Source organism: Bradyrhizobium campsiandrae, assembly GCF_014529705.1.
GTDB classification, from domain to species: domain Bacteria; phylum Pseudomonadota; class Alphaproteobacteria; order Rhizobiales; family Xanthobacteraceae; genus Bradyrhizobium; species Bradyrhizobium campsiandrae.
The window spans coordinates 20167-41531 of record NZ_JAANIH010000062.1 but is presented as its reverse complement, the minus strand read 5'-3'; the positions used below and the strand labels follow the sequence as shown (position 1 = coordinate 41531).

General features: G+C 63.4%; 21 protein-coding genes. 15 read left to right on the top strand and 6 right to left on the bottom strand.

What is annotated here, in order from left to right; all coding sequences use genetic code 11:
- Positions 1-83: 83 nt before the first annotated feature.
- The 5 genes from ggt (at position 84) to G8O24_RS33255 (ending at position 6289) form a co-directional block, all read left to right on the top strand.
- Entirely contained in the window at positions 84-1670 is a 1587-nt protein-coding gene (gene ggt / locus G8O24_RS33275) for a gamma-glutamyltransferase (protein WP_188106767.1), read from the top strand.
- Positions 1671-1885: 215 nt separating this feature from the next.
- On the top strand, positions 1886-2449 hold the full coding sequence (locus G8O24_RS33270; RefSeq protein ID WP_244646141.1) for a (2Fe-2S)-binding protein: 564 nt from the start codon (positions 1886-1888) through the stop codon (positions 2447-2449).
- 4 nt (positions 2450-2453) lie between these two features.
- Positions 2454-3470, top strand: coding sequence for an FAD binding domain-containing protein (locus G8O24_RS33265; RefSeq protein ID WP_188106765.1), 1017 nt, complete (start codon positions 2454-2456; stop codon positions 3468-3470).
- Positions 3471-3472: 2 nt separating this feature from the next.
- Positions 3473-5764, top strand: a complete 2292-nt coding sequence (locus G8O24_RS33260; protein WP_188106764.1) for a xanthine dehydrogenase family protein molybdopterin-binding subunit — start codon at positions 3473-3475, stop codon at positions 5762-5764.
- A gap of 60 nt (positions 5765-5824) precedes the next feature.
- Positions 5825-6289: an FKBP-type peptidyl-prolyl cis-trans isomerase gene (locus G8O24_RS33255; RefSeq protein ID WP_188106763.1), complete on the top strand. Its 465-nt coding sequence runs from the start codon at positions 5825-5827 to the stop codon at positions 6287-6289.
- 117 nt (positions 6290-6406) lie between these two features.
- On the opposite strand, the gene G8O24_RS33250 is transcribed toward G8O24_RS33255, so the two are convergent.
- On the bottom strand, positions 6407-6625 hold the full coding sequence (locus G8O24_RS33250) for a CsbD family protein (RefSeq protein ID WP_188106762.1): 219 nt from the start codon (positions 6623-6625) through the stop codon (positions 6407-6409).
- A gap of 128 nt (positions 6626-6753) precedes the next feature.
- Between G8O24_RS33250 and G8O24_RS33245 the strand changes: the two genes are divergently transcribed.
- The 3 genes from G8O24_RS33245 to G8O24_RS33235 all read left to right on the top strand — a co-directional run bounded on the left by G8O24_RS33245 (position 6754) and on the right by G8O24_RS33235 (position 8366).
- On the top strand, positions 6754-7266 hold the full coding sequence (locus G8O24_RS33245) for a cupin domain-containing protein (RefSeq protein ID WP_188106761.1): 513 nt from the start codon (positions 6754-6756) through the stop codon (positions 7264-7266).
- Positions 7267-7407: 141 nt separating this feature from the next.
- Positions 7408-7836 (top strand): VOC family protein, encoded by a 429-nt coding sequence (locus G8O24_RS33240; RefSeq protein ID WP_188106760.1) that lies wholly within the window; start codon positions 7408-7410, stop codon positions 7834-7836.
- Between the two features lie 41 nt (positions 7837-7877).
- Positions 7878-8366, top strand: coding sequence for a VOC family protein (locus tag G8O24_RS33235; protein ID WP_188106759.1), 489 nt, complete (start codon positions 7878-7880; stop codon positions 8364-8366).
- A gap of 144 nt (positions 8367-8510) precedes the next feature.
- Here the strand turns inward: G8O24_RS33235 and G8O24_RS33230 are convergent, their stop codons facing one another.
- Positions 8511-9623: a hypothetical protein gene (locus tag G8O24_RS33230; protein WP_188106758.1), complete on the bottom strand. Its 1113-nt coding sequence runs from the start codon at positions 9621-9623 to the stop codon at positions 8511-8513.
- A 2-nt stretch (positions 9624-9625) separates the two neighbouring features.
- Positions 9626-10327, bottom strand: coding sequence for a FecR family protein (locus tag G8O24_RS33225; protein WP_188106757.1), 702 nt, complete (start codon positions 10325-10327; stop codon positions 9626-9628).
- 173 nt (positions 10328-10500) lie between these two features.
- Here G8O24_RS33225 and G8O24_RS33220 point away from each other — a divergent pair, with 173 nt between their 5' ends.
- Both G8O24_RS33220 and G8O24_RS33215 read left to right on the top strand, forming a co-directional pair.
- Entirely contained in the window at positions 10501-11805 is a 1305-nt protein-coding gene (locus G8O24_RS33220; protein ID WP_188106781.1) for a glycosyltransferase family 39 protein, read from the top strand.
- A 101-nt stretch (positions 11806-11906) separates the two neighbouring features.
- Positions 11907-13850 carry a hybrid sensor histidine kinase/response regulator gene (locus G8O24_RS33215; RefSeq protein WP_188106780.1) on the top strand — a complete coding sequence of 648 codons (1944 nt, stop codon included), beginning with the start codon at positions 11907-11909 and terminating at the stop codon, positions 13848-13850.
- A 72-nt stretch (positions 13851-13922) separates the two neighbouring features.
- Here G8O24_RS33215 and G8O24_RS33210 read toward each other — a convergent pair whose 3' ends face one another.
- Positions 13923-14564 (bottom strand): OmpA family protein, encoded by a 642-nt coding sequence (locus G8O24_RS33210; protein ID WP_188106756.1) that lies wholly within the window; start codon positions 14562-14564, stop codon positions 13923-13925.
- A 388-nt stretch (positions 14565-14952) separates the two neighbouring features.
- On the opposite strand from G8O24_RS33210, the gene G8O24_RS33205 reads away from it, so the two are divergent.
- The 3 genes from G8O24_RS33205 (at position 14953) to G8O24_RS33195 (ending at position 16865) form a co-directional block, all read left to right on the top strand.
- Positions 14953-15210 (top strand): hypothetical protein, encoded by a 258-nt coding sequence (locus G8O24_RS33205; RefSeq protein WP_188106779.1) that lies wholly within the window; start codon positions 14953-14955, stop codon positions 15208-15210.
- Positions 15211-15331: 121 nt separating this feature from the next.
- Positions 15332-15586, top strand: coding sequence for a hypothetical protein (locus G8O24_RS33200; protein ID WP_188106755.1), 255 nt, complete (start codon positions 15332-15334; stop codon positions 15584-15586).
- Positions 15587-15704: 118 nt separating this feature from the next.
- Entirely contained in the window at positions 15705-16865 is a 1161-nt protein-coding gene (locus tag G8O24_RS33195) for a winged helix-turn-helix domain-containing protein (protein ID WP_188106754.1), read from the top strand.
- 56 nt (positions 16866-16921) lie between these two features.
- Here the strand turns inward: G8O24_RS33195 and G8O24_RS33190 are convergent, their stop codons facing one another.
- Both G8O24_RS33190 and G8O24_RS33185 read right to left on the bottom strand, forming a co-directional pair.
- Positions 16922-17818: an NAD(P)-dependent oxidoreductase gene (locus tag G8O24_RS33190; RefSeq protein ID WP_188106753.1), complete on the bottom strand. Its 897-nt coding sequence runs from the start codon at positions 17816-17818 to the stop codon at positions 16922-16924.
- Between the two features lie 140 nt (positions 17819-17958).
- Complete coding sequence (locus G8O24_RS33185) at positions 17959-18444, bottom strand: ribosomal maturation YjgA family protein (RefSeq protein ID WP_188106752.1); 486 nt, start codon at positions 18442-18444, stop codon at positions 17959-17961.
- Positions 18445-18525: 81 nt separating this feature from the next.
- Between G8O24_RS33185 and G8O24_RS33180 the strand changes: the two genes are divergently transcribed.
- Entirely contained in the window at positions 18526-19857 is a 1332-nt protein-coding gene (locus G8O24_RS33180) for an MFS transporter (RefSeq protein ID WP_188106751.1), read from the top strand.
- 254 nt (positions 19858-20111) lie between these two features.
- Positions 20112-21218 carry an efflux RND transporter periplasmic adaptor subunit gene (locus G8O24_RS33175; protein ID WP_188106749.1) on the top strand — a complete coding sequence of 369 codons (1107 nt, stop codon included), beginning with the start codon at positions 20112-20114 and terminating at the stop codon, positions 21216-21218.
- The last annotated feature ends 147 nt before the right edge of the window (positions 21219-21365 follow it).

Genomic DNA, 21365 nt, shown 5'->3' with positions numbered 1-21365 from the left:
CGGGCCCGAATGTGTCATGTAGGCCGGGTTTTCGGGGATGGCCTGCCATCCGCGCCCACGGTCTGAGAAAGAGCACGAATTCCATGAGAAACTTCCATTTCCCCGGTAGGTCCACGGTCCACGCCACCAACGCGATGGTGGCGACCTCGCATCCGCAGGCATCTCTTGCCGCGATCGAGGTGCTGCGCGAGGGCGGCACGGCGGTGGACGCGGCAGTGGCAGGCTCTGCCGTGCTCGGCGTGATCGAGCCGCAATCGACCGGCATCGGCGGCGACTGTTTTGCGCTGATCCAGCCGCGCGGTGAGGGCAAGATCGTCGCCTATAACGGCTCCGGTCGGGCGCCGAAGGCGGCGAACGCCGACTGGTATCTCGAGCGCAAGATCAGTTCGGTGCCGCTGACCTCCGCCCATGCGGTCTCGATCCCCGGCGTGATCGATGCGTTCGCAACCGTGCTGCGCGATCACGGCAAGTTCGGCTTCGACCGGCTGCTGCAGCCGGCGATCAAGGCGGCCGAGGAGGGCTACGTCGTCGCGCCTCGCATCGCTTTCGACTGGAAGAACCAGTTCGAGAAGCTAAAGAACGGCACCAACACCGTGCGTTACCTGCTACCGGGCGGCAAGCCGCCGGTTGCTGGTGACGTCATCCGCCAGGCCGAGCTTGGCAAGACGCTACGTGCGATCGCCAAGGATGGCCGCGACGCCTTTTACAAGGGGCCGATCGCGGAAGACATGGTGGAGACCTTGCGCGGCATCGGCGGCTTGCACACGCTCGACGATTTCGCCGCGCACACCACGGAAGTCACGACGCCGATCGGCACCATGTACAAGGGCTACGATGTCTGGCAGTGCCCGCCGAACGGCCCGGGCGTGACCGCGCTTCTGATGCTCAACATCCTCTCACGCTTCGAGCTGACCAAGTACGCGCCCGTCAGCGTCGAGCGCTTCCATCTCGAGGCGGAAGCTGCGCGCATCGCCTACATGAATCGGGAGATGCATGTCGCCTCTCCCGACCACATGAAGATCAACGTCGCCGAGATGCTCGAGAACGGCTTTGCGGACGAGTACATCGGCAAGATCCGCCTGGACGGCTTGCTCGACCTGCCCAATGTTGCGCCGCCGATGAATCCTTCGACCATCTACATCACCGTGGTGGACAAGGACCGCAACGTCTGCTCTTTCATCAACTCGGTCGCGCATTCCTTCGGCTCGGCCATCGTCTCCAACAAGTCCGGCGTGCTGTTCCAGAACCGCGCCGGTGGTTTCCGCATCCAGCCGGGCCATCCCAACTGCATCGAAGGCGGCAAGCGTCCGCTGCACACGATCATGCCGGGCCTGCTCACCAAGGGCGGTCGTTCCACGATGTCGTTCGCGGTGATGGGTGGCCAGTATCAGCCGACTGGCCAGACTCATCTTCTGACCAACATCCTCGACTACGGCTGCGACGTGCAGGAGGCGATCGACATGCCGCGCGGTCTGCACTACGAGGGCCAGTACCAGCTCGAGGACAGCGTTCCGGCTGATGTCGTGGAGGGCCTCAAGAAGCTTGGCCACAAGACCACCAGCGTGGTCGGTCCGCTCGGCGGCGCCCAGGCGATCTGGATCGACTGGGACAAGGGTACGCTGACCGGCGGTTCCGATCCGCGCAAGGATGGCTGCGCGCTGGGCTATTGATCGCGCGGTTCCTGGCGAAGCGCTCAGGAAAAGTTGACGAGGGGCGGCGCGGCATTTGCTGCGCCGCCCTTTCTCGTTCGGAACGGGACTCGTTGCTCCAAGTTAAGGGGCGATGAGCAGTGCAGGCGTGCGCTGCTTCGGTAGATCAGCGGCGGAGGCCGTCCATGTCAGACATGTCAAGTTCCCGATCATCCGGATTCGACCGGCGCGCTTTCATGGCAGGCGCCGCTGGCAGTGCACTCGCCCCAATGACTGCGCGTGCGGCTGCACAAGAGGCGCGAGCGCCAGTCGCGCAGGATCCCGCCCTTCCTGTCGACGTCACATTGCGCGTGAATGGTCAGGACAAGCGCCTCAGTCTCGACGCGCGCACCACGGTGCTGGATGCGCTACGCGAACATCTCAAGCTGACCGGCAGCAAGAAAGGTTGCGATCATGGCCAATGCGGCGCCTGCACGGTTTTGATCGGCGACCGCCGCGTCGTCTCCTGCCTGACGCTTGCGCTTGCGGCCGAAGGCCAGGAGATCACGACCATCGAGGGGCTTGCCACCAGCGACCGCCTGCACCCGATGCAGCAGGCCTTTATCGATAACGACGCGTTCCAATGCGGTTACTGCACGCCCGGCCAGATCATGTCGGCGATCGCCTGCGTGAAGGAAGGACATGCCGGCACCGATGCAGATATCCGCGAGTACATGAGCGGCAACATCTGCCGCTGCGCCGCCTATCCGAACATCGTCGCCGCCGTGAAGCAGGCCGCGCCCGAGATCATGAAAGGCTAGTTGCATGCGACCGTTTTCATTCCAGAGGGCGACAGATCCCGACATGGCCCTGCAGGCGCTCAGCGCCGCGGCGGCCGCCAACGATCCGTTGACGCAGGCCACGGCCCAGCCGCTCGCTGGCGGCACCACGCTGATCGATCTGATGAAGCTCGACGTGATGCGGCCGGCTGCAATCCTCGACATCAATCCACTCGCGCTGAGCTGGTCGGCGATTGAACCAGGCGCCGAGACGCTGCGGCTCGGTGCGCTCGCAAAAATGTCCGACGTTGCCGCGCACGACGAGATCCAGCGCAACTATCCGGTCATCGCCAATTCCCTGAAGCTCGCGGCCAGCGCCCAGCTGCGCAACATGGCAACGCTCGGCGGCAATGTGATGCAGCGGACGCGCTGCAGCTACTTTCGCGATGTCTCCTACGAGAATTGCAACAAGCGCAATCCGGGCTCCGGCTGTGCTGCGATGGACGGCGTCAACCGCATGCATGCCGTGCTCGGCACCTCCGACCAGTGCATCGCGACGTATCCCGGCGATTTCGCCCAGGCGCTGATCGCACTGGATGCGACGGTCGAGGTGACCGGCAAGTCCGGCACCCGCAGCATGCCGTTTGCAGAGCTCCACAAGGCTCCTGGCAACACGCCCGAGATCGAGACGACGCTTCAGCCAGGCGAGTTGATCTCGGCCTTTCTTATTTCCGGCCGGTGGCCGCGCTCGGTCTATCTGAAGGCGCGCGACCGACAGTCCTATGAGTTCGCGCTGTCCTCGGCAGCGGTTGCGCTGGATGTGCAGGACGGGACGATCCGGGACGCGCGCGTGGCGCTCGGCGGCGTCGCGACCGTGCCGTGGCGCGCCCGCGAAGCCGAGGCGCAGCTCAAGGGGCAAAAATTCGATGACGGTCTGGCGCAGCGCGCCGCGGATGCTGCATTCGCCGACGCCAGGGGACGCCGGCACAACAGCTTCAAGATCGCGCTCGGCAAGCGCGTGGTGGTCCGCGCGCTCCAGCAGGCTGTAACGATGGAGATCTGACCATGACTGCTGCCGCTCCCGAGCCGAAGGCGAATATGGGCCAGCCCGTGCCGCGTTATGATGCGGTCGCGAAAGTCACCGGGCGTGCGACCTACGGGGCCGACATGCCGCTGGATAATCCGGCCTATGCGTTCCTGGTCACTAGTGCGATCGCCAAGGGCCGCATCAACAGTTTTGATCTTGACGATGCGAAACGCGTTCGCGGCGTGATCGATATCGTCACGCATGAAAATGCGCCCAAGCTGAAGGAGTCAAAACTCTTCAGCAATGGCGGCTATGCCGGCACCACGATCCAGCCGCTGAAATCGGCCGAAATCGCTCATGACGGCCAGATCATCGCGGTCGTCATCGCCGAGAGCTACGAGGCCGCGCGCGAGGCCGCTAACCGCGTCAAGGTCAGTTACTCGGCGGCGACCCCGAGCGCGAGCTTCGACTCGCCGGGAACGACGAAAGCCGCGGCAAAAGGCCAGAACGCGCAATTCAAGGAAGACCCGAAGGTCGGCGACTTTGCCAAGGCGTTCGACGAGGCCGAGGTGAAAGTCGAGGCGTCCTACGAGACGCCGACGCAGCACCATAATCCCATGGAGCTGTTTTCGACGAGCTGTGCCTGGATGGGTGATACTCTCGTCATCTATGAGCCGAGCCAATACGTCTACGGCCTGAAGAACGGCGTGGCCGAGCAGCTCGGCATCGACGCCGACAAGGTGAGGGTGGTCAATCCCTATGTCGGCGGCGGCTTTGGCTCGCGCGGGTCGATGACGCCGAGAACTGCGATCATCGCCGGCATCGCGAAGCGGCTGAACAGGCCGATCAAGCTGGTTCCGACCCGCGACCAGGGGTTTACCATCGCGACCTATCGCGCCGAGACGCGTCATGAGATCAAGCTCGGCGCGAGCCGCGACGGCAAATTGGTCGCGCTCAGGCACGAGGGCGCCGAAATGTCGTCGCGCGCCGACCCCTACTGCGTCGGCGGTACCAAGACCACGACGCGGCTCTATGCCTGTTCCAATGTCGATAGTCTTGTGTCGATCGTGCGCGCGGACCGCAACACGCCGGGCTTCATGCGCTCGCCGCCGGAGGTGCCATATCTGTTCGCACTGGAGAGCGCGATGGACGAGCTGGCCGTCAAGCTCAACATGGATCCGGTCGAGCTCCGCCGCGTCAATGACACCACCAACGAGCCGATTGGCGGCAAGCCATATACGTCGCGATCGCTGATGGCGTGTTTCGATGAAGCCGCAAAGGCCTTCGGTTGGGCGCAGCGCTCGGTTGCCCCAAGATCGATGTCCGATGGCGATTGGCTGATCGGCTATGGCTGTGCGGCCACCTGCTACCCGACGCAAATGGCGCCTTCGGCCGCGCGCGTGCGCCTCCAGCGCGACGGACGTACCCGCGTCGAGATCGCCGGCCACGAGATCGGCACCGGAGCCTACACCGTCATCGCCCAGACCGCCTCCGAACGGCTCGGCGTCCCCTTGGAGAAGGTCTCCGTATTCATGGGAGACAGTGATTTGCCGCCCGCACCGGTCGCAGGCGGCTCCAATTCAACCGCCAGCACCTGTTCGGCGGTGATGATGGTGTGTGATCAGATCCGCCAGCGTCTGTTCAAGGCGGTGATGCCGAACGAAAGTCTGACTGACAAGGCCAAGGAAACGGTCGGCATCGGCCAGACGCCGGCGAACCAAGCGGCCAGGAGCGACCGTCCGCTCGATCTCGAGAAGGCGTTCGACGCGCTCGGCGTCGGCGTGGTCGAGGAATATGGCGAGTGGAAGCCGGAAGGCGCGCCGCTGGATTCCTTCAAAGCCATGCATAGCGGGCACGCGCGGCTGGTCGGCGGCTCGGCCATGAAGGACAAGATTGCCTACGCTTTCGGGGCCGAGTTCGTCGAGGTCCGTGTCAACCGCTTCACGCACGAGATCCGCTGCCCCCGGCTGGTCGGCGCCTTCGCCGCCGGCCGCATCATGAATCCGCGCACGGCGCGCAGCCAGCTCATGGGCGGCCTGATCTGGGGCATGTCCTCGGCGCTGCTGGAGGCCACCGAGATCGATCAGCGCACCGCGCGCTACGTCAACGACAATCTTGCCGACTATCTCGTGCCGGTGAATGCCGATGTGCCTGATGTCGAGGTGATTCTGCTCTCCGAGCAGGACGATCACATCAACCCGGTCGGTGCAAAGGGGCTCGGAGAGCTCGCCAATGTCGGCACCAATGCCGCGATCTGCAATGCGGTCTTCCACGCCACCGGCCAGCGTATCCGGAGGCTGCCGGTGCGGCTGGAAAATATCGAGGTCTAAGGGGTGGAAACCGCATGCTCGTTGCGCTAGACACCTTCCGCCTCGAACGGAAGGTGTTTTATGCAGCGTTTCCGGCGCATGCTCCTCGCCATCATGTCGGCTCTCGCGATCACATCGATCGGCGGTGCATCGACATTCGTTTTCACCTCGGCCTCGGCCCAGACCGCAGGAAAGACCATGACTACAGCTTCAGGATTGCAGATCACCGATAGCGTCGTTGGCACGGGCGGCTCGCCGAAGCCCGGGCAGATTTGCGTGATGCACTATACCGGCTGGCTCTACGAGAATGGCCAGAAGGGCAAGAAGTTCGACTCGTCCGTCGACCGCAACGAGCCGTTTGAATTCCCGATCGGCAAGGGCCGCGTCATCGCCGGCTGGGACGAGGGTGTCGCCTCGATGAAGGTCGGCGGCAAGCGCACGCTGATCATCCCGCCCCAGCTCGGCTACGGCGCGCGCGGTGCCGGCGGCGTGATACCGCCGAACGCGACGTTGATGTTCGACGTGGAATTGCTCGCGGTGAAATAAACGCTCATTCCACGTCGTCATGCTGGGACAAAGCCCGGCCGTGACGGAGAGCGATGAGCGCGCAAACAAAAAGACCGGCCTCTTGGCCGGTCTTTTCGTGTTCAATCCAATGTTTCGTTATTCCGCCGCGCGACGAGCCGCCGCAGCGGCGCGATCGATCGCTTCCTTCGCGCTGTCCTTGGCGTCGCCCATGGCCTTCTGGCCCTTGCCCTTCACTTCCTGGACGACGCCTTCGCCCTGCAAGCGCTCGGAACCGGTGGCCTCACCGATGCCCTGCTTGGCCTTGCCGATGGCCTCGTTGGCGTTGCCCTTGATCTTGTCGGTCGTGCTACCCATGAAACTCTCCTTCCAGGTTGCTCGCGATGACAACGTCTGGCGACTATGAGAGTTCCGATTTTGGTATGGCTTGGTGTCGCGCCTTTGGTTAGGTTCGCCCGCACGGAACCAACAGAAAGCAAGTCCTCATGACTGGCCATGACCATTCTCATTCGCACCATGACCACGATCACGACGGTCGCTGGAAACATGACGGCGTGCGCGTCATTCCCGGCAATCAGCTCGATACCAACGTGCCCTCGACGGCAGGCATGGATCGCGCGGCGGCGATCAATTTCGCCCGCGTTGGCGCGCAGAAATTGTGGGCCGGCACCGTCAGCATCAAGCCCGATGCCAAGACCGGCGCGCATCACCATGGCCATCTCGAAAGCGTCATTTACGTGGTGAAGGGCAAGGCGCGGATGCGCTGGGGCGAGAGCCTGCAATTCACCGCCGAAGCCGGCCCGGGCGACTTCATTTTCGTGCCGCCCTACGTGCCTCATCAGGAGATCAATGCCAGTCCGGACGAGGTACTGGAATGCGTGCTGGTGCGCAGCGACGGCGAGGCAGTCGCGATCAATCTCGATATCGAGCCGGTCGAGAAGCCCGAAACCGTGCTGTGGATCGACCCCGTCCATCGCGATCCGAACGAGAAGAAGTAAGGCGCGCCGAAGCCCCGTGCGGGGTTCGGGGTGACAGAACCCGGCGAGCAAACGCAAAAAAAATCGGAAAAAAATCGGAAGCGGTGTCGGATGGCGGCCCAGCCATCCGTCCTTGGGCGGAACCCCCTCAAGGAGCTTTCGATGCCCAGGATGATCTTCCTCAATCTGCCGGTGACCAACCTGAGGCGTGCGACCGCCTTCTACGAGGCGATCGGCGCGACCAGGAACCCGCAATTCAGCGACGACACGGCGAGCTGCATGGTCTTGTCCGAGACCATCTACGTGATGCTGACGACCCCCGATAAATTCCGTCAGTTCACGCCGAAGCCCATCTCTGATGCCAAGACCTCGAACCAGGCGCTGTTCTGCCTGTCCGCCGAGAGCCGGAACGAGGTCGACGAGATCGTCGGCAAGGCCGAGGCCGCCGGCGGGATGGCCGATCCCAGCCCGATCGACGAATACGACTTCATGTATGGCCGCAGTTTCGAGGACCCAGATGGCCACATGTGGGGTGTGAACTGGGTGGATATGGCAGCAGTGCCGCCAAAGCCCGTCATGGCGAACGCCTGATCGACATTCAAGAGGTCAAACCCCGAAGAGGAGAACGCCAAATGTCCAAGCTTGTGCCCTGCATGTGGTTCAACGGCGATGCCGAGGAAGCTGCGAAGTTCTACGTCTCGCTTGTCCCTAACTCGAACATCACGCACATCCAGCGCAACGTTGCGGATAACCCGTCCGGCAAGGAGGGCTCGGTTCTGGTCGTGGAGTTCACGGTGGCCGGCCAGCCGCTTGTCGCGCTCAACGGCGGAATGAAGGTTGAGTACACCCATGCGCTGTCGCTGATGATCCATTGCGACGATCAGGCCCAGGTCGATAGCGTGTGGAATGCGATCCTGGCCCACGGCGGCAAGGAGCAGCAATGCGGCTGGATCTATGACCGCTACGGCGTGTCATGGCAGGTGGTGCCGAAGGTGATGTTCGACTTCCTGTCGAGCTCCGACAAAGCCGCCGCCGCCCGGGCGATGCAGGCCATGATGAAAATGGTGAAGCTGGATGTTGAGGTGCTGCGGCGGGCGTTCGAGGGCAAGTCGGCGGCGTGACGTCAACATGGGTGCCGTAGGGTGGGCAAAGGTGCGGCAGCGCCGTGCCCACCATCTGTCCACGATAGAGGTGGTGGGCACGCTTGCGTTTTGCCCACCCTACAGGATTTTCGGAAAACCGCTTCACGCTTTTCGGATCCTGCTCTAATAATTGATCCTCAGCCCCACGCCGCCGTGGATGGTGTTGCCCACCGGCTGCGGGCCCAACGTGCCGTTGGCGAAGAGGTCCACGACCCAGCCCTTCTGCACGCGGAAGCCGAGGCGGCCGCCATATTCGAACCAGCCCTGGTTGCCCATGGTCGGCACCACCATGCCATCGCCGGTCACGGTGGCGACGATGCCGCTGTGGCTTGCGAACGACTGCACCCAGCCGCCATTGATGTTGGTCTCGATGTTGCCGGCGAAGAGATGGGTCCACTGGCCGCCGATCTTGACCAGGCTGGTGCGGTCGGTGCCGTCAGCAATCGAGGCGTCGAACGGATTGAACGCGACAATGTTGTCCTGATAGCCCGACACGCGCTGCCAGAGCTGCCAGATCTCGATCGAGGCCGCGACCTCGTCGCGCGGCGACAGACGGCTCATCCAGCCGGCGCGGCCGTAGACGGCGTAGTTCGCGGCGTTGGCCGAACTCGTCACGCTGACCGGGCCAAGGCTGGTGGTGTAGCTGCGGGTGTATCTCGCCTTCTCCCACGGCGTCAGGATCGTGCCGACGTCGAAGAACGGACGCGACGAGCCCCAATCGGTGAAGTCATAGCGCAGCGCGAAGGCGGCGATCGGGGCGCTGGTGACGTGGTAGCCGCCCTCGCTGTATTGCGTGTAGGCAAGACCGGCGAGCAGCGACAGATTGGACGTCAGCTCCTTGCGGCCGTGAATGCCGGTCGAGAACGAACCGGCCGAGCCGAACGCGCTGATGCAGTCGCTGCAATTGACCTGCTCGTTGACGCCAAGCAGCACCGTGCCGAGCACCCGGTTGGTGATCATCTGGTTGAAGCGCTGGCCCGCGAGGCCGCTGACCGAGCTGCCGCTGGAATCGGAGCCTGTCGGCGTGGGGCTCGGTGACGGGTTCGGGTTTGGGGTCGGTGACGGGCTCGGCGACGGATAGGGACTTGGTGAGGGATAGGGAGTCGGGTCGCCGCAGTCGGACTCGCAGAAGCTGGCGGCCACGGCCGAACCAGTGTTGAGCGTGAAGAGGGCAAACGCCGCGATCGCGGCCAATGCGCCGGCCAGAACGAGCCGTTTGAATCCGGGTTTCGTCATCGTCAGCGCCCGCACAGCATGCCGTCGTCATGGACGGCGGGCGTGACGGTCGGCGAGGCGTCGGCATATTGATTCACGGCGCAAAGCCCGGCGTTCGCAGCGCAGTTCGCGGCAAACGTCCAGGGTGGGGTGTTGGTCTTGGTGACGGAGACCCTGCCGCCGGTCGAGGTGATGACCGCGGTGTCGCCCGGCTGGGTCAGCTGAATGCACTGGGCGTTCAGCGTGCAGACGCTGGCCGCTCCCTCCTGCAGCACGACGACCGAGCGGCCGCGCTGCGACAGGATGTCGAGGATTGTGCCGCGGACGCCGATCGTCGCGAGCGGCGTCGTGATCTTGTAGGCGGTCTTCTCCGAATGACCGGTCACGAAGCGGAAGGCGCCGGTGGCCATGCGGATCGCAACGTCGCGATAGCTGCGCTCGTCGTTGAAGACGGTGCGGTCGAGCTTCAGCGTCGCGCTCGGCCCGAGCGACAAATTGGTGCTGTCGGCCATCACGAAGCGCGCCGCGCCGTCGGCCCCGGTGCGCACCGTCTCGTCGCGCAGCATGCTGTCGCCGACATTGATCGGCGTCGTGGTCGCGGCGACGCGCACCACCTCGTTCTGGACCAGGACGGCTTCGCCGACGCGCGTCTGTGCCTGCGCACAGGGCGCAGAGCACAATGCGGGCGACAGCAGGACGGGGAAAAGCAGAAAACGTAAATTCATTTCGTAGCCGATCGAGGTCCCTGATCGTACCGGATCGCGCAGGTTTGTGTTATGGCAGAAGAACCACAAGCGGCGCGGGACGAGCGTAAGCTTAGTGACAGTTGCGGCAGAATGCGTTCAATGGATCGGCTGAGTTGTTTTTTATTCGCGGTGACGCAGATTTGCCACGCAAAATAGTCTCACAGCAGTCGCACCAGGCACATGCGGTTCCGAAGCTGTCGCGAAGCGCAGTGACTGCTGTCGCGATCTTCCTGGCGGCGCATCTGGTGCTGCTGGTCGGGTTGGCGACGCCGGAAAAATTCGTCTTCGACGAGGTGCATTATGTGCCGGCGGCGCGGCAGATGCTGGGCCTCACCGCGGCGCAGCCGATGCTCAATCCGATGCATCCGCCGCTGGCAAAGGAGCTGATCGCAGCTTCGATCGCAGCGTTCGGCGACAATGCGTTTGGTTGGCGCTATCCGGCGACGCTGTTCGGTGCGCTCGCGATCGCCGCGATCTATCTCTGCGGCCTCGCGCTGTTCGGATCGCAGAGGTCTGCGATCGCGGCGGCGCTGATCGCGGGGGGCAACCAGATGCTCTATGTGCAGGCGCGCATCGCGATGCTCGACATCTTTGCGCTCGGCCTCGGTCTGCTTGCAATTGCCGCCTTCATGCACGGCTTTCGACGCGAGCGACCGCAGGCGCTGTTCGCGCTCGCCGGCAGCCTGTTCGGTCTCGCGGCCGCCTGCAAATGGAGCGGGCTGTTTCCGCTCGGTGTCTGCATCGTCATCGTTGCGGTGGTCCGCCTGATGCAGGGCTGGCGCGTCCTGTTTGCTGACGCCAAGCCCGGTGACTGGTACCGGCCCGATCTCTGGCCGACCTTCAGGGCGCAGCATGCCGGGCTCTGCTTCGCGCTGTTGCCGGCCGTGACCTATCTCGCCGCCTTCGTTCCGCTCTACGGTCTGTCGCTGACGGAGCTGATCGAGGCGCAGCGCCGGATCTTCGCCGACAACACCACCACGGCCATCGCGGGCCACACCTATATGAGCTCCTGGCCGTCCTGGCCGCTGCTGGCGCGGCCGGTGTGGTTCCTGTTCGAAAAGACCAGCGACGACAACATCGCCGCGGTCGTCTTTCTCGGCAATCCACTGGTGCTGTGGGCGGCGCTGCCGGCGCTCGTCGTGGTGCTGCGCGACTTCATTGTCGCCCGTCGCTGGGATGCATTCTTGATCGCGGCGTTCTATCTCGGCCCGTGGCTCGCCTGGGCGCTGCTGCCGCGCACGCTGGGCTTCATCTATTACTATTTGCCAGCCGCAACGGCGGCCTCGCTCGCGCTCGTCTATGTGCTGTGCAAAGAACGACTGCCGCGCTGGACATTGTGGGCCTATGTCAGTCTCGCCGCGATCGGCTTTGCGGTGATGCTGCCGATTTCGGCGGCCTTCGTCGGCACGTCGATGCAGACGTTCAACCGGCTGATGCTGTTTCAGAGCTGGATCTAGTGCACGCTTGCGTGCATAGGCTGGGTAGAATTCTCTTGCCGGAATCAATCGGTGCGTGTGGACTGACCGCCGTCGTCGGAATCGGAGATGCGGTCGTGAACATGGGGCAGCCGATTGTCAGGCCGGACCATTCGAATGCGGACTGGCTGCGAACCGTGGTGGACACGGCGGTCGACGGGGTGATCCTGATCGACGCACGCGGCGACGTTCTGATGTTCAACCCGGCCTGCGAGAAGCTGTTCGGCTATTCCGCCGACGAGGTGATCGGTCAAAACGTCAAGCTTTTGATGCCGTCGTCCTACCGCAACGCCCATGATGGATATCTCCACAATTACCACGTCAGCGGCGAGCGTAAGATCATCGGTATCGGCCGTGAGGTGGTGGGGCAGCGCAAGGACGGCTCGACCTTTCTGATGCATCTTTCGGTCGGAGAGACCAAGCAAGCCTCGGGCGAATCGATCTTCGTCGGCATCATCCACGATCTCACCGAGCGCGAGCGGGTCGAGCGCGAGCTGCGCGAGAGTGCTGCACGGCTGCGGGCGGTGGTCGACACCGCCGTCGACGGCGTGATCCTGATCGACTCCGACGGCATCATTCTGAAATTCAATCCGGCCTGCGAGAAGCTGTTCAGATACGAGGCGGACGAGGTGCTCGGACAAAATGTCCGGACGTTGATGCCCGAGCCCTACCGATCCGGGCATGACAGCTACATCCACAATTTCATCAAGACCGGCGACAGGAAGATCATCGGCATCGGCCGCGAGGTGCTGGGCCAGCGCAAGGACGGCACGACCTTTCCTATGGATCTTTCGGTCGGCGAGGCCAAGCAGGACGGTTCCTCCATCTTCGTCGGCATGATCCACGATCTGACCGACCGCAAGCGCACGGAAGCTCAGCTGATCCAGGCGCAAAAGATGGAGGCGGTCGGGCAGCTCTCCGGCGGTATCGCCCACGATTTCAACAATCTCCTCACTGTGATCGTCGGCAACGCCGAATATCTCAGCGAGCAGCTGATACCGCGGGGCGAGCTGAAACGCCTCGCCGACGAGATCTGCAGCGCGGGTGAGCGCGGCGCCGAACTTACCCAGCGCCTGCTCGCTTTCAGCCGCAAGCAGCTGCTGCGGCCGGTCGAGACCGAATGCGACAGGCTCGTCGAATCCATGCACAAGCTGCTGCGGCGAACGCTGCGCGAGGATATCGAGATCGCCACCCAGGCCGATCGCGCGCTCCGGCATGCGTTCGCAGACCCGGTGCAACTCGAAGCGGCGATCCTTAACCTCGCGCTGAACGCGCAGGATGCGATGGCCTCAGGCGGTCGCCTGACCATCTCGACGGCGAATGCGTCGGTCGATGCAGGCGATCATAATGTGCATCCCGAGGTCGGGCCGGGCGAGTATGTCGTGATCGCCGTCACCGACACTGGTTCCGGCATGCCGAAGCGGGTGCTGGAGCGAGCATTCGAGCCCTTCTTCACCACCAAGGAGGTCGGCAAGGGCAGTGGGCTCGGGCTCAGCATGGTCTATGGCTTCGCCAAGCAATCCAACGGCCATGTCACGATCTATAGCGAGCTGGGTCTCGGCACGACCGTGCGGATCTATCTTCCTGCCGTGCTCGGGACGATGCAGGATGTGCCGCTGGCGGTGGAGAAGGAGGTGCCACAGAGCGGCTCTGAAACCGTGCTGGTCGTCGAGGACGATCCGTTCGTTCGGTCTTATGCGGTCATGAGTCTGGAGAGCCTGGGTTATAGGGTGATCGCGGCCGTCGACGGCAAGGAGGCCTTGCAGGTGCTCGCCGCAACGCCGCACGTCGACCTGCTGTTCACGGACGTCGTCATGCCGGGAGGTGTCAACGGCTGGGAGCTCGCGGGCCTCGCGCGCAAGGAGAGGCCCGGGCTGCGCGTGCTGCTGACGTCGGGCTACGCCCTGGAAACACTGGCGGCGAACGGCCACGTTCGGCAGGGCGCGCTGATTCTGGAAAAGCCTTACCGCAAGGCCGAGCTTGCGCGACTGGTGCGCGATGCGCTCACTGCGCCCATGCCGGTTTGAGCGATCGCGATCAATGCCGCCTGCTGCACGGGCAGCAGGCGGCTTCTCCTCGTCATCGGATCACGTCTCCAGTCATTTGGACGCGGTCTTGGTTTCCATGTTCACGACCTGGACGCGGCGGTTGATCGGGTCGGCGCCGTTGGCGGTGTCCTTGAGCTTGGTCTTGCCATAGCCGACGGTGACGAGATCGTTGCTGCTCAGACCGTAATTCTGCACCAGGTACTTCTTGATCGTGTCGGCGCGACGCTCCGAAAGACCCTGATTGTACTCTTCCGTGCCGATCGCATCGGTGTGGCCGGCGACCACGAAGGTCGAGCCCTTCAGCGACGGATCGGACAACGCCTTGCCGAGCGCCTGCACAGACGCCACCGAGGTCTTGGCGATCTCAGCCGAGTTGTAATCGAACTGGATTTCCAGATCGATGTTCGGCTTGGTCGCCGCAAGCTCCGCGATCTGCTCGCGCTCGCCCATCGAGAGCGAGCGGGTCGACCGGTTGCGCACGGTATTCAGGAAAGTCGCCTCCTTGGCCTGCGCCGTCGGATCGGCCTGCGGACCGGCCGACAGGCCGCGGGTGACCGGCTTGGGTTTCAGCGCATCCAGGATCTGGCTGCTGGAGACATTGGTGTCGCCGGCGAAAGCCAGGCCGGCCGTCAGCGACAGCGCGGCGACAAGGGTGATCGCTTTCAATCCAAAAGACTTACTGAAATGGGTCATTGTCGTATCCTCGCTATGACGCCTGATGGCAATTTGATGCTGCGAGCATAGGGAAGGTTCAAAGGCTCGGATGTGATCCTGGTCACGTTCACGGCCGAGGCGTCCAGGTAGTGCTATCTCCCTCGGATCTCGCTTGGGGAACCGGGGCTGCGCGACCACTGGTGAGGGCGGGTCAGGTGGGCATTGTGAAGCCTGTACACATCGTTCGTCGCAAAGCAGTCGCGGCACGGTCCGCTCGCGGACAAGCTTTCGGCCAGATGCGCGCCTAGCAAGCAACGTCATCCGACAATCGCGGGCGAGAGGAGCCGAGTTCCATCCAGTGCCGAGGCCGAGTGACTATCAATTCTATCGCAACGGCCCGCCGGATCGGACTGTGTCTCTGAATGCAATGCCCATCTATATCGGTGCGGCCATGATCGCGGTGGCGATCCTGCTCTCGACGCTGATCACAGGCCTGACCAGCCGCTATGTCGGCCTCGAAGCTCCGACAGACGAGAACATGTGGCTGGTGGACCGCCTCACCGGCAGCGTCTATCGCTGCCAGGCGGAAGGACGCGGCAAGGCCATTTGCGAGCCCGACATCGCCACCGGAAGCCTCAGCGACAGACCCAACGACCGGGCTAGAGCGCCGAAGGATGGTCGCTGACGCCGGCCGGCTTTGCAGTGCAGCAAGAAAATTGTCTTCTCTGCGAAACGTTCCCGCCAGAGAATACGTATTGCGAATGCCGGCATGACGCCGGTTTCGTTTTGCTCAAGGAGACTTTTCGATGAAGACCTTGCTCACCGCCGCAGCCTTTGTCGCGTTCGGTCTTTCCGTTTCGCCCGCATCCGCCGCGATGATGGCGTGCACCGGCGATAATCTGATGAAGTCGACGGCCGCGATGACCGGCACCGCCGACACGCCCGCCAAGATGGCGGCGAACAAGGAAATGGCCATGGCCAATACCGACATGAGCAACGGCAAGATGAAGAGCGGCTGCATGCACTACATGAAGTCGCAGAAGGCGATGATGATGAAGTAGGCCGCGGACCGTCCGATCCGGCCGCGCTGTCAGTAGATGGCAGCGCGGCTTTTTTCTTTTGCTTGGTTTTTCGCTCATTCTTTTTATTGGCGCGAATCCCGCTACATTGCCTCTCGCAATGTCCCGCGCACCAAAACCCCTTCCACTCTCGACAACACAGGCACGGCAGATCTGGCTGCGAGCTCAGCGGCTCGACACGCGCGCGCCGTTCGGGGAGGGTGCGCAGGCCGTCGCGGAGGCGGTCGCCCATCTCGGTTATGTGCAGATCGACACCATCAACGTGATCGAGCGCTGCCATCATCACATTCTCTTCAGCCGCATCCCGTCCTACCGGCGCGCCGATCTGCGTCATGCCCAGAGCATCGACAAAAGTGTGTTCGAATACTGGACCCACGCGCTCTCCTACGTTGCGTCGGATGATTTCCGCTTCTTCCTGCCGGCAATGCGCGAGCACAGGCGGGAGGGGCACAAATGGTATGCCTCGGTGACGCCGGCCGATATGCGCAAGGTGATGCGATTATTGCGCGCCGGGCCGCTGACGATCCGCGACATCGAGGACGACGTGCTCACCGAGAAGGAGCATCTCTGGCAGAGCCGCAAGCCCTCGAAGCGGGCGCTTCAGCTGGCCTTCTACACCGGCGTTGCGACCATCGCCGCCCGGCAGGGCATGCTCAAGACCTATGATCTGATGACCAGGCATTTCGGCTGGGACAAGCTGCCGAAGCCGGCTTCCCCTAAGGAGATCACGGCCTATCTGCTCGAGCGTGCACTGCGCTCGCAGGGCATCGTCAGCCTCGATTCGGTCTGCCATCTCGATGCACCCAGCAAGAAGGCGGTCGCAGGCTTGATTGCCTCCCGCGTGCGGCGCGGCGAGCTCGTGCCTGTCGCCATCGATGGCGCCGGCAAGCAGGAGCATTGGGCTACGCCCGCGGCGCTTGAGTCCGCCGAGGTAAGGCCGGATCTCGTCCACATCCTCTCGCCGTTCGATCCGCTGATCATCCAGCGCAAGCGCACCAATCTGTTCTTCGGCTACAATCATCTGTTCGAGGCCTATGTGCCGAAGGCCAAGCGCAAGCTCGGCTATTTCGCGCTCCCCGTGCTGGTCGGCGACGAGATCGTCGCCGCGCTCGACCTCAAGACCGACCGGCAGGCCAGGAAGGTGTTGATGCAGAAGTGGACGTGGGTCGGGCAGGGCAAGAAGACGGTGGGGCGCAAAGAGCTGAAGCGCCTGATCGAGGACGAGCTCGATCGCTTCGAGCGGTTTCAATTGGCGGAATGAGTGTCGTCGTCTCGCTGCGGTCTTTGCGCGAGCGCGTGCGAGCCTCGTGGTTCGTCTTAGGAGGCCGACAGCTTATGCGCATATCGGTCGAGCACTTCGCCGGCGGAATAGCCTGAGCGTCGCGCAAATTCGTCCCGCAGCTCCAACCGCGCTGAGGCCCTCAGGCGCTCGGTCGTGGCAGTCGTCATCAGCGGATCGAAGCCCAATTCCCGCAGGCCCGCCGCCACGCCGTCCATTTCCACGGCGCGGCGCTCGGCATGCAGCACGTCGGAGCGAACGCACATATCCAGGAACTTGCTGAACGTGGTCGCATCCATCGACGTGCAGATCCCGCGCATTGTTTCATCGCGCACGCCGGCGAGCGTTGCGGCGGTCAGCGCCTCGACCAGCAGCGCCTCCATGCCTTTCGTCACCACGCTCCGCAGCATCTTCACGGCTGCTGCTGTTCCGGCTTCGGGGCCCGCCACCTCGATGCGGAAGCCGAGTGGATTGAAGATCTCCGCGAAGCGCTCGGCGCCGCTGCCGGAGCTGTAGAGAGTGACCGCAGCGCCGTAGAGGTCGACCGCCCCCATCAGGTTCGCGTCCGCGAACACGGCGCCGCGCGCCTCCACGGCTTCGGCTACTTTCTTTTTCGCTCGCGGCGTTGCGGCGTTGATGTCGACCACGAGGCAGCCGGGACGGACGATGCTGGATATGGCCTCGCCGGTCTCGGCTGCGACGGCAACGACAACGGCGGAAAAGATCACGTCCGCTTCCGACAGATCCTCAAGCCGGTCGACGAGCATGACACCGCAATCGGCCGCCACCGCACGAAAAGACTGGGAGTAGGGTGGCGCGTTCGTCTTGCCCTGACAGAATGCGACGATCTGCGGTCCGGCCTGGGACGCAAGATGCTTCGCGAAGCATTGTGCGGCCTCGCCGAATCCGACGAAGGCGAACTTGGGCTGCGGCATGGAAGAGGTCTCCTGGCGCGGGCTTTTGCCGCCGGCGATCATTGTGCCGAGTTCTGCAAAAGGAGTTAATGAATCGGTTCATTTAGGCCGTTGACGGAAGCTGGACAGGATATCAAAATATTTAGCGGCATGCGTCAAGATTACTGCTCTAGGCCAGTGAATCGGTTCATATTTGGCGGTCCTGCGCGAAGCCGGAGATACTTTGCCTGGTCTCTCGCGACGCGGCCGTCGAGCCAGATGCCGGCGACGATACCGACGAGATAGGCGATCAGATTCGACAGCGCGAAGATGCGCCCCAACAGCAGCGCTCCCGCCGTTGTCAGCCGGAACGCATCGAGCCACGGCACGTGCACCAGCCGCGAAAACTCGACCACTACGGCGATCACCATCGCGATCGTCGCAAGCTGCCCCCGCGTCAGCTGCGGCAGCACGATCCCGACCAGCAAAAACACCATCGTCGCCCATAGCAGCGAGCCACCATACTTCACGACGAAGGCGGGAAGGCCGAGCGGCAGGCCGTACCAGCGTAGGCCCAGCCCGCAGGCGACCACGACCAGCGCCAGGGCGGCGCGGATCAGCGATGTCTGGAGCGGTGCAACAGTGTCGGCCGGTTGCGTCCCGTGCATTGCCTGCTCCATTGACTCTTTGTTCGCGATGCTGAAAACCGCAATCAGCCCATAAAAAGCAACAACCCTGGGGAGGAGGCCATGAGCCAGACCACGACCTATGCCGGTTCGGCCGGCGCCGCCAAGAGCGAAATCGAGACCTCGACGATCCGCGCCATCTCCTGGCGGTTGATTCCGTTCCTGGTGCTGGCGTACTTCTTCTCCTATCTCGACCGCGTCAATCTCGGCTTCGCCGCGCTCACCATGAACGCCGAGTTGAAGTTCACCCCGTTGATCTTCTCCTGGGGCGCCGGCATCTTCTTCATCGGCTATTTCATCTTCGAGGTACCGAGCAATCTGGCGCTCGAGAGGTTCGGCGCCAGCCGCTGGATCGCCCGCATCATGGTGACCTGGGGTATCATCTCGGCGCTGATGGCGCTGGTGAGCGGCGTGACCAGCTTCTATGTCCTGCGTTTCCTGCTCGGCATCGCCGAAGCCGGTTTCTTCCCCGGCATCATCCTCTATTTGACCTATTGGTGCCCGGCCGAATATCGCGCGCGCTTCCTTGCGGCCTTCGCGGTCGCCGTGCCGGTCTCGACCGTGATCGGCGCGCCGATCTCGGGCCTTCTGCTGGGGCTTGACGGCGCGATGGGATTGAAGGGCTGGCAGTGGCTGTTCATACTCGAGGGCATCCCCTCGGTATTGCTCGGCATCGTCACCTGGTTCTATCTGACCGACAAGCCGGAGAAGGCAGACTGGCTCTCGGCCGAGCAAAAGGCCTGGCTCAAGGCGAAGCTTGACGCCGAGATCGCAGCCAAGCAGGCCGTGAAGCATCTGACGCTGGGCGAGGCGCTGTCCTCGCCGAAGGTCATCACGCTGAGCCTGATCTATTTCGGCTTCGTCGGCGCGCTTTATGGCATGCAGTTCTGGCTGCCGCAGATCGTCAAGGCATTCGGCCTGACGAACGCCCAGACCGGCTTCGTGACCGCGATCCCCTATCTGTTCGGCACGGTGGCCATGATCCTGTGGGCGCGGCACTCGGACGCCACCCGAGAGCGCGTCATGCATGTCGGCGCGCCGATGATCCTGATCGCCATTGCGCTCGCCATCTCCAGCTATCTCACGGATCCCACCATGACGATGGTGGCGCTGACCTTCGCCGCCATCGGCGTGTTCTGCGTCTTCGGCGTGTTCTGGACGCTGCCGACCGCGTGGCTCTCCGGCACCGCCGCGGCCGGCGCCATCGCGCTGATCAACTCGATCGGCAATCTCGCCGGCTTCGGCGGTCCCTATCTGATCGGCTGGGTCAAGGAAGCCACCGGTCAGACCTCGACCGGTCTCTTAGTGCTTGCCGTGCTGCCGTTGCTCGCCGGCATCTTGGTCTTCATTGGCGGACACGAGAGCAAGCACGAGTTCGTCGAAAAGGGGCGGTAATCCACGTCGCCCTAGCGAAAGTCCTGTCGGGTGGGCAAAGGCGCCCTTGCGCCGTGCCCACCACCATCTCTCTCGATCGCGCGGATGCGTGGGCACGCTTCGCTTTACCTACCCTACAATAGCACCTCTTGGGCGAACATCTTTCAATCCTTACCACCCCTTAACGATCACGCTTTCCTGATGACTGACGATTATTGACTTTTATCAGTGATTAGTCGACATTCCTCTCATTGCAGACGCAGGAGTGTCCTCCGATGTTCGTTCGGTCCGTTTTGTCTAGCTATTCCAGGCTCTTGGCTGGCGTGTCGCTGGCCCTGATGGCCGCCGCCCTGGCCGGATGCAACGATACCGTGGCGCAGAAAGCCGAGCCGCCACGGCCGGTTCTGGTCGCGACCGCGCATTATGATGCCGAGACCCCGGAGCGCAGCTTCGTCGGCACCATCAAGCCCCGAATCGAGAGTGACCTCGGCTTCCGCGTCGCCGGCAAGGTCGCAAAGCGTCTCGTGGAAGTTGGTCAGACGGTCGAGATCGGTCAGGCGCTCGCCACCCTCGACGAGGTCGACCTGAAGCTCCAGGCCGAGCAGGCCGTCGCCGAGCAGACCGCCGCCACTGGCGTGCTGGCCCAGGCCGCCGCCGCCGAGCAGCGCGCCAAGGATCTGAAGGCCAAGGGCTGGACCACGGACGCCGCGATGGATTCCAGCCGTGCTGCCGCTGACGAAGCGCGCGCGCGCCTCGACCGCGCTGTCCGTTCGGTCGAACTGACCAGGAACTCCCTTTCCTACGCGACGCTCAACGCCGACGCCCGTGGCGTCGTCACCGCAACGCTGATCGAGCCCGGCCAGGTGGTCGCCGCAGGCCAGGCTTCGATCCGCGTCGCCCGCTTTGCTGAAAAGGAAGCGGTCGTCGCGATCCCTGAGACGCTGGTTGGACGCGCCAAGTCGGGCGTCGCCAGCGTCACTCTTTGGTCGGAGCCGGACAAGAAATATGTCGCGAAGCTGCGCGAGATCGCGCCGGCCGCCGATCCCGCTACCCGCACCTATCTCGCAAAATTCTCGTTGCCCGAAGCCGGCGACAAGGTCTCGCTCGGCATGACCGCGACGCTGACATTGTCGGACGCCGCCACCGAGCGCGTGGCGCGGCTGCCGCTGTCGGCTTTGTTCAACGAAGGCGGCAAGCCGTCCTTTTACGTCGTCGATGACAACGGCGCAGTCACGCTCAAGCCGGTTGCGGTGAAGGCCTACGACAGCAACGACGTCATCATTACCGGTGGCGTCGACGAGGGTGCCAAGATCGTCGCCCTCGGGGTGCAGAAGCTCGATCCCAGCCAGAAGGTGCGGGTCGTGTCGTCACTGTCTTTCTGAGCGTCACTAGCAGTTACGTCGTGTGAGGTGAGTTTCGGCCTTTGCCCCTACGCAAAGGCTGAAGCGGCGAAGCGATCCAGAACCTGCCCAGCCCCCTGGATTGCTTCGCTGCCTCGCGACGACGCCTTGAACAGAGCGGCTGTCGTT